Annotated in this window: 7 protein-coding genes; all 7 read left to right on the forward strand. The window is 53.7% G+C overall.

Annotated elements, in window-relative coordinates:
* Positions 1-31: 31 nt before the first annotated feature.
* Entirely contained in the window at positions 32-940 is a 909-nt protein-coding gene (locus FHT77_RS29260) for a carbohydrate ABC transporter permease (RefSeq protein ID WP_183758931.1), read from the forward strand.
* Positions 940-1,791 (forward strand): carbohydrate ABC transporter permease, encoded by an 852-nt coding sequence (locus FHT77_RS29265; protein ID WP_183758933.1) that lies wholly within the window; start codon positions 940-942, stop codon positions 1,789-1,791. The genes FHT77_RS29260 and FHT77_RS29265 overlap by 1 nt, the downstream gene beginning before the upstream one ends.
* Positions 1,788-3,878, forward strand: a complete 2,091-nt coding sequence (locus FHT77_RS29270) for an alpha-galactosidase (protein WP_183758935.1) — start codon at positions 1,788-1,790, stop codon at positions 3,876-3,878. Before FHT77_RS29265 ends, FHT77_RS29270 begins: the two co-directional genes overlap by 4 nt.
* Positions 3,879-3,881: 3 nt before the next feature.
* On the forward strand, positions 3,882-4,976 hold the full coding sequence (locus FHT77_RS29275) for an ABC transporter ATP-binding protein (protein ID WP_183758937.1): 1,095 nt from the start codon (positions 3,882-3,884) through the stop codon (positions 4,974-4,976).
* Positions 4,976-6,910 (forward strand): beta-galactosidase, encoded by a 1,935-nt coding sequence (locus tag FHT77_RS29280; protein ID WP_183758939.1) that lies wholly within the window; start codon positions 4,976-4,978, stop codon positions 6,908-6,910. Before FHT77_RS29275 ends, FHT77_RS29280 begins: the two co-directional genes overlap by 1 nt.
* A 380-nt stretch (positions 6,911-7,290) precedes the next feature.
* Positions 7,291-7,791: a helix-turn-helix domain-containing protein gene (locus tag FHT77_RS29285; protein ID WP_183758941.1), complete on the forward strand. Its 501-nt coding sequence runs from the start codon at positions 7,291-7,293 to the stop codon at positions 7,789-7,791.
* 131 nt (positions 7,792-7,922) lie between these two features.
* The coding region (locus tag FHT77_RS29290; RefSeq protein WP_183758943.1) for a transposase at positions 7,923-8,037 on the forward strand (115 nt) is incomplete at its 3' end.

An 8,037-nucleotide genomic window follows, 5' to 3' on the forward strand; every position in this document is an offset into this window, starting at 1 on the left:
AGCCGCACTTCTCAATAAGGACTGTATCGAGATGGGTAGATCGTCTATCAATCAGCAGACGTTTTGGCAGCGAAATCAGCGCGTAATGGCTCCATGGCTGTTTCTTGCTCCCGGTCTGTTGATGTTCGCCATTTATGTAATCATTCCCATCTTTCAGTCAGTCTGGATCAGCTTCTATGATTGGGACGGTCTCGGTCAGAAGACTTGGATCGGTATTGCAAACTATGTGGAGCTTGCCTCAGACGAGGCTTTTTATACCTCGCTAACGAACAACCTCATTTGGCTCGTTCTATATCTTCTTGCCGTGCCAGCAGGGTTAGCCGCGGCAATGTTCCTTAATCAAACCGTAGCTGGAATTAGGATCTACAAGTCTCTATTTTTCTTTCCTTTTGTTATTAGTCAGGTTGTCGTCGGCCTAATCTTCACGTGGTTTTACGCTCCCGACTTCGGACTGCTGTCGGCGCTTATCAAGGCGCTCACGGGCACCGAGGTTGCAATCCTGGCGGATGAGAGGTTCGTAACTTACGGCATCATCGCAGCCGGGCTTTGGCCACAGATCGCCTATTGTATGATCCTTTATCTTACTGGCTTGAACAACATTAACCCCGAGCAAATCGAAGCTGGCCGTATGGACAACGCCTCCGGGTGGAGCCTGTTCTGGTTTATCGTCTTGCCTCAGCTGCGACCTGCAACCTTCATCGCAATAGTTGTGACAGTAATCGGTGCTCTGCGCTCCTTCGATCTCGTCTCCGTCATGACGGCGGGCGGGCCCTATGGTTCCAGCCGCGTTCTCTCGTTTTACATGTATGAACAAGCGCTTTCCGAGTACGGGTTTCGGATGGGATACGGCGCGGCAATTGCAGTCGTTCTTTTCCTTATAATGATGGTGTTCATCACGTTCTTTATCATTCGAATGCTGCGCCAAGAGAGGAACGCCTGATGTTTCCGACACCTGTACAAAAGGCCGGGCGAGGGGCGTCCATCGCTTACCAAGTAGTTCTTCCAATTGCACTGTTGGTGTGGCTTTTACCTCTGATTGGGGTCGCCCTGACGTCCATACGCCCTTCGGGAGATCTTGCTGCGGGCAACTACTTCGGTCTGCCATCAGGATTTGCCGGGGTTGAAAATTACTCAGCTGTTTTCATCAATTCCCCAATAGGGCACTACATCCTCAACTCATTCAAGATGACAATTCCAACGGTTATCGCGGCAGTTGGGCTGTCTTGTCTGTGTGGATTTGCTCTCGCGATCTACAAATTCAAAGGAGGCCTTTTACTTTTCTTTGTTTTTGTGGCCGGCAACTTCATACCGTTCCAAATCTTGATGGTCCCTGTGCGTGACCTGACTTTGAGACTGGGATTGTATGACACTATCACCGGATTGGTGTTGTTTCATGTGGCGTTTCAAACCGGCTTCTGTACGCTTTTCATGCGTAACTTTATCAAGGGACTGCCCTTTGCTCTAATCGAATCTGCCAGGGTGGATGGGGTTTCGGAGTTGAGGATATTCATACATATCGTCCTTCCCTTGATGCGGCCGGCCATCGCAGCTCTCTCCGTTTTGATCTTCACATTTGTTTGGAACGACTATTTTTGGGCTACCGTGCTTATACAGGGTGACGGCGCAATGCCAGTCACCGCCGGGCTTAGCAGCCTTAACGGCCAGTGGGTTGCCGCGTGGCATTTGGTATCTGCTGGATCGATCGTAGCCGCACTGCCGCCTGTTCTTATGTTCTTCTTTATGCAGCGCCATTTCATCGCTGGTCTAACACTCGGAGCGACAAAGGGATGACGAATGTCCATACGATCGAATGCGGGCAGGTTTCACTCGTTATCCGACTACCCGAATTTGGTATGCCCGAAATTATCCATCTTGGCCCGATAGCCGAAGAAATCTCGGCAGTCACCGTTCATCGCGCGAGCCGGGTTAATGGCATGGATATTTCCGTGCCATCTGCTGTCCTTCTGCCAGTTACCGGGATGGGATTCTTCGGATGGCCGGCGATTTCGGGACATAGAGGCGGCAAAGATTTTACCCTGCAGTTCCAAAATTGGCGAATTGCGCGCGACGGGAACGCCCACAGGCTAAACGCCATCGATGCTGTCGCAGGCATAGAGATCTCAATTCTCGTAACCGCTTCACAATGTAGCGTACTAACGACATCTACCGAGTTAACCAACAGAGGCAACTCTTCCTACACGCTTGATCGATGCATGGCCGGCAGTTTTCTGGTTTCAGAGGGACCAGGGACGATCACCAGTCTCACAGGAATGTGGGGAAGGGAATTTCAGAAGCGACAAGCTCACCTCAATCCAGGTATTTGGCTGCAGGAAAACCGACGGGGGCGGACGTCCCATGATCGATACCCTACCATCGCGACAAGGGTTGGAAGCGAGGAATTCGTGTTTCACCTTGGCTGGAGTGGAAACCACGTGATCGCGGTGGACACTTTGGATGATGGACGACGGCTGGTCCATCTCGGCGAACTCTTTGAGCCTGGCGAGATTCAATTGGGGCCCGGTGAGAGCTACGTCAGTCCGACTGCCTACGCCGCCAAGAGATCCGAGGATTTGCATTCGTTCGTCAGAACGGAGCTCATAACCTGGCCGGGCGGGGCAATGTCCGAGAGACCAGTGACCCTCAACACGTGGGAAGGAAACTACTTCGATCACAAGATTGCCTCTCTCAGATCGCAGGCGGATGCCGCGGCGGAGCTAGGAATTGAACGGTTCGTTCTCGATGACGGTTGGTTTGGTCAACGAGACGACGACACGACGAGCTTGGGCGACTGGATCGTCGACCGGCGCAAATACCCGTCAGGCCTACGGGAATTGGCTAATCACGTAACCAATCTCGGAATGCAATTTGGAATTTGGTTCGAACCGGAGATGGTCAACCCCGTTTCGACACTCTACCGCGAACATCCAGATTGGGTACTTCACGTTGAAGGACGTCCGCTCCTGTTGTCTAGAAATCAGCTCGTCCTGGATTTGACACGGTCCGAGGTGAGCGAATACCTGTTCCTGACGATGTCGCGTCTCCTTGCAGAACAGCCAATATCCTACATTAAATGGGATATGAACCGCGACTTGACGCATGTCGGCGGCACCGATGGCCGACCTCGGACGTCTGCGCAAACCCACGCTGTCTATCGTCTGATGGATCGCATCCGATCTTCTTTCCCCCGCGTAGAGATCGAGAGCTGCGCATCTGGTGGCGGCAGGATCGACTTCGGCGTACTGGGCAGGGCGCAGCGCGTCTGGACTTCCGACTGCACGGACGCCGTTGACCGTCTCGAAATACAGCGCGGCGCATCTTTACTTTTACCGCCCGAAGTTCTTGGCGCGCACATTTCAGCGTCGCCAAATCATCAGACAGGCAGAATCCTTAGTCTTTCGTTCCGAGCTCTTGTGGCGCTCGGCTACCATCTTGGTGTCGAATTGAACCCACTTGAATTGACCGCGGAAGAGAAGAATGAACTCAAGTCTTGGATATCCCTACATAAGCGCTTAAGGCCGCTACTCCACGGATCAGATGGGGCTAGCAATTTCAGGCAGGAGCCGCTCGATGGGCGTTACGTTTGGGGCGCTACCCGACCGGATTTGGCAGTCGCATTTGTAGCCCAAGGCCCGCAGATGATTAGCGAACAACCACCACCGGTCAAGTTGGCCTTGCAAGGTCCTGCCGGGCGTCTGTGGCGCATTGCGCGGGTCCATCCTCTAACGCCGGAGTTTGTGCGCACTTCTCAAAGTCAGGACGATATGCTCGGAGGAAAAGTTGCGTTCACTGCTGCAACGATAGCTTCCGTCGGCCTCCATTTACCGATGCTAAGACCCGAAAGCGCAATGCTTTTGGAATTTGAAGCTTTAGAGGATTAAAATATGGGCAACGTGACCCTTCAGGGCGTAACAAAGGCTTTCGGTGCTGCGCAAGTGATCAAAGGTGTGAACCTCACCATCGAGGATGGAGAGTTTTGCGTCTTTGTAGGACCCTCAGGCTGCGGGAAGTCAACTCTCCTAAGGATGATTGCCGGGCTCGAGGACATATCCTCCGGCGAACTCAAGATTGACGGGTCGGACATGACGCGGGTCGGATCGGCGCAACGCGGAGTCGCAATGGTCTTTCAGTCATATGCGTTGTACCCCCATATGACCGTAGCTGAGAACATTGGATTTGGTTTGAGAATGACGGGCCACTCCAAGTCCGAAATCAGCACTCGAATACAAGCTGCGGCGGATATGCTCCAACTCTCGAGTTTGCTTGACCGCAAGCCTTCGCAACTCTCTGGTGGCCAGCGGCAGAGAGTGGCGATCGGGAGAGCGATAGTGCGAAACCCGCGAGTCTTCCTTTTTGACGAACCACTTTCAAATTTGGACGCATCGCTTCGTGTACAGATGAGAACTGAGATCAGCCGGCTCCACCAAGACTTGAGAAGCACTATGATCTACGTCACACATGACCAGGTGGAAGCCATGACAATGGCGGATAAAATCGTGGTTTTGCAAAACGGGTTAATCGAGCAGGTAGGTTCGCCCTTGGACCTCTACCACCGGCCGAGAAACGTATTTGTCGCTGGTTTCATCGGTTCACCGAAGATGAACTTCATTCGTGCAGATGCCACATTCTCCCCGGACGCAACCATTGTTTCGCTTCCAGGAGGGGCGCAGGTCACGCTCCCTGCGACGGAATGCCCAACCGGCAGAGCACCGGTCACTTTGGGCATTCGACCGGAGCACCTCAATCAGCAGGGCGAACCAGCGGCAGTGTTGGAGGGCCACATCGTTTTTGCCGAGCACCTTGGTTCGGAAACGATGCTGTATGCCGAACTTGCGAACGGCTCGTCAGTCGCGGTCAAGTCCGATGGCCTGGACAAAGCAAAGACTGGGGACAGTATCGATCTCAAATTACCGGCTGCAGCTTGTCATCTTTTCGACGACCAAGGCGTGGCCATTCTGAATGGAGACCTGAGGAAATAATGCTTGGCGTATGCTATTATCCGGAGCACTGGCCCGAAAGCTGGTGGAACACCGACGCTTGCAGGATGAAGGCCTTGGGCATCTCCTTCGTCCGTATCGGAGAATTCGCATGGTCGCGGCTGGAGCCTCGTCGCGGCGAGTTCGAATTCGACTGGATGGAACGTGCGATCGATGCGCTTGCATCGCATGGACTCAAAGTCGTACTTGGCACTCCGACTGCCACCCCCCCAAAATGGCTTATGGACGAGTTCCCGGAAATCGCTCCCATCGATGAACAGGGGAGGGTTCGAGGTTTTGGATCTCGACGGCACTACACCTTCTCGTCGCAGCGTTGGTGGGAGGAGTCTAGGCGCATCGTTGAAGCGGTCACTTCCCGTTTTGGATCGCACCCTGCTGTGGTTGGCTGGCAAACTGACAACGAATACGGTTGTCACGAGACGATATTGTCGTGGGGTCTCGAAGATCTGAAAGCCTATCGCAAGTGGCTCCGTTTGCGCTACCAGTCTACTGAACAACTGAACGAAGCCTGGGGCTCGGTGTTCTGGTCGATGGAAATCCAGAACTTCGAAGATGTTTCACTGCCAAACCTGACTGTGACGGAGGCTAATCCCGCAGCCAGAATGGACTTTTGGCGCTTCCACTCTGATCAAGTCGCGGCATACGACAGTATGCAATGCGAAATCATCCGCAAGAATTCTCCAGGACGTTGGATTACGCACAATTTCATGGGGTTCGTAAACGACTTCGATCATTGGAAAGTCGGGGACAATCTCGATCTCGCGTCATGGGATTCTTATCCAATCGGTTTCGTTGAAAAGTTCCCGTTCAGTGACGCGGAGCGGACACGCTGGGCTGAGACATCTCACCCCGATATTGCCGCGTTCCACCATGACCTGTACCGTGGGGTCGGAAAAGGCAGGTTTTGGATCATGGAGCAACAACCCGGTCCGGTGAATTGGGCTCCCTGGAACCCCATTCCTAAGCCCGGCATGGTGCGGCTCTGGACTTGGGAAGGGCTTGCTCACGGAGCGGAAGTCGTAAGCTATTTCCGCTGGCGGCAAGCCCCTTTTGCTCAGGAGCAGATGCATGCGGGGCTGAATTTACCAGGACTGCACGATTTGTCGGCGGGCGGCACTGAAGCAGAGAAGGCAGCACAGGAAATAGCGGTGGTTGGGCCCTTGGGACAGGTGGCCAAGGCTCCCGTTGCAATCGTTTATGACTACGAAACCTATTTTGGAAGCGTCATACAACCGCAGGGGAAAGATTTCCGCTTTGAGGAACTGGCTTTTAGGTGGTACGAGGCGGTGCGCCGGCTTGGGCTGGACGTTGACTTTGTGCGGCCGGGTGAAAGTCTAGTAGGTTACAAGATTGTCCTGGTCCCTTGCCTCATGCATGTCTCAGACGCGGCGGAGTCCGCATTCGACAATGCTGATGGGCAAGTTCTCTTTGGGCCGAGGTCCGGATCTCGTACACGAGAATTCAAGATTCCTGCGAATCTGCCCCCTGGTCCACTCGCAAGTCTAGTCGGGGCAGCAGTGTTGCAAGTCTCGTCCCTGCGGCCTGGTCTGACTTACAACGTCGAAGGGTCGGCGAGCGGCTCCGCCCAGCGGTGGAAAGAGCAACTCGCATGCTCTCCTGACACTGAAGTCCTTTCCAGGTTTTCTGACGGTGACGCTGCGCTTACAAGGAATGGAAATTACCACTATCTTTCCTGCTGGCCTGACGAACAACTCTTGTCTGAGGTCGTGCTTCTCTTGGCAGGAAAAGCAAACGTGCAAACGTTTGAACTACCAGAGTCTATCAGGATGAGGCGTCGGGGAGAGGTGACGTTCGCTTTTAACTATGGCTCGGAGACGTGGAATCTTCCCTTCGAAGGTGAGTTCATCCTTGGAGGAAAGGCCGTGCTGCCTCAATCGCTGGCGGCGTATCGCTGAGTCTTAGAGCTGCGCAATCGATGGCGGATTGTGCGGCTCGTATGTCGTTCAACGGTAGCGGGACTACTCACTAACTCCACGATCGGCCAATGCCATGTCAATTATGGATAGGTATAGGTTTCTCACGGTCGGCGACGTTTCCCGACGCTATCGGTGGAAACGGCGCTAGCACCGAGGCGAGCTTTTCCTGCGGCTCCAGAAAAGAGCAAGTTTTGGTATGGGCTTTGCGGGTTAACGTGGAATGTGTCGACCAAATAAATCGCTTATCTGTCGGTGTTGCGCTGCCCTCCGTCCGCAGCCTTAACAGCACGAATACGTGAGTGATCCGAGCCAGCTGTGCGCACGTAGCAATTCGCCAGTCGCGCAATTAGGAGCGGTCAATGCCCAGACCTAAGTCAGCACAAGCCGTCGACCTAGAGGTCGGAGGAAAAATTCGAGAGCGTCGTAGGGCTCTGGGAATGTCTCAGTTTTCTCTGGCGGAGATAGTGGGAATAGCTTCCAAACAGATTCAGAAATACGAACAGGGGGTCAGCCAAATAGGGAGCGGTCGACTGTCTGAGATTGCTGCTGCCCTCAATGTACCGATTTCGTATTTCTTTCCGGAACCTAGCACACGCAGAGATTTCAACGGTATTGAGTTTGTTAGTGGTATCAATTCGAAAGAGGGGATGGAACTCAATATCGCTTTTTCGAAAATCCCAAGCCAAAAGACGAGGTCCGCAATAATCGAGCTTTTGCGAGCATACATCGTGCGTTCGACGCCTCGTCCAGTTGCAAGGCACATGTCCGATCGCGTCAACGCGAATGTGCCCCGTGCAACCGTCAACGTTCCCGACGGGGTTGAACCCGGTGAACAAAACGCTGGTGCGCAACGGCAATGAGATGATGTCGGTTTCTCAGACCCAAGTCGGAAACCCTCGGCGGGGCACGGGTGGCTTGGTGACAAACTGACCTTGCCCCGTTGAAATAATCCATTTTGAAATAAGCTCTGGCCCATTGAGAGGACCAGGGAATGAAGCGCAGCCGTTTCATAGACGAACAGATTATCGGCATTCTGAAGGAGCACGAGGCGGGTACGCCGGTCTCGGAGCTTTGCCGCAAGCACGGCGTCAGCGATGCCAGCATCT

The organism is Rhizobium sp. BK181 (assembly GCF_014193305.1).
GTDB lineage: Bacteria > Pseudomonadota > Alphaproteobacteria > Rhizobiales > Rhizobiaceae > Rhizobium.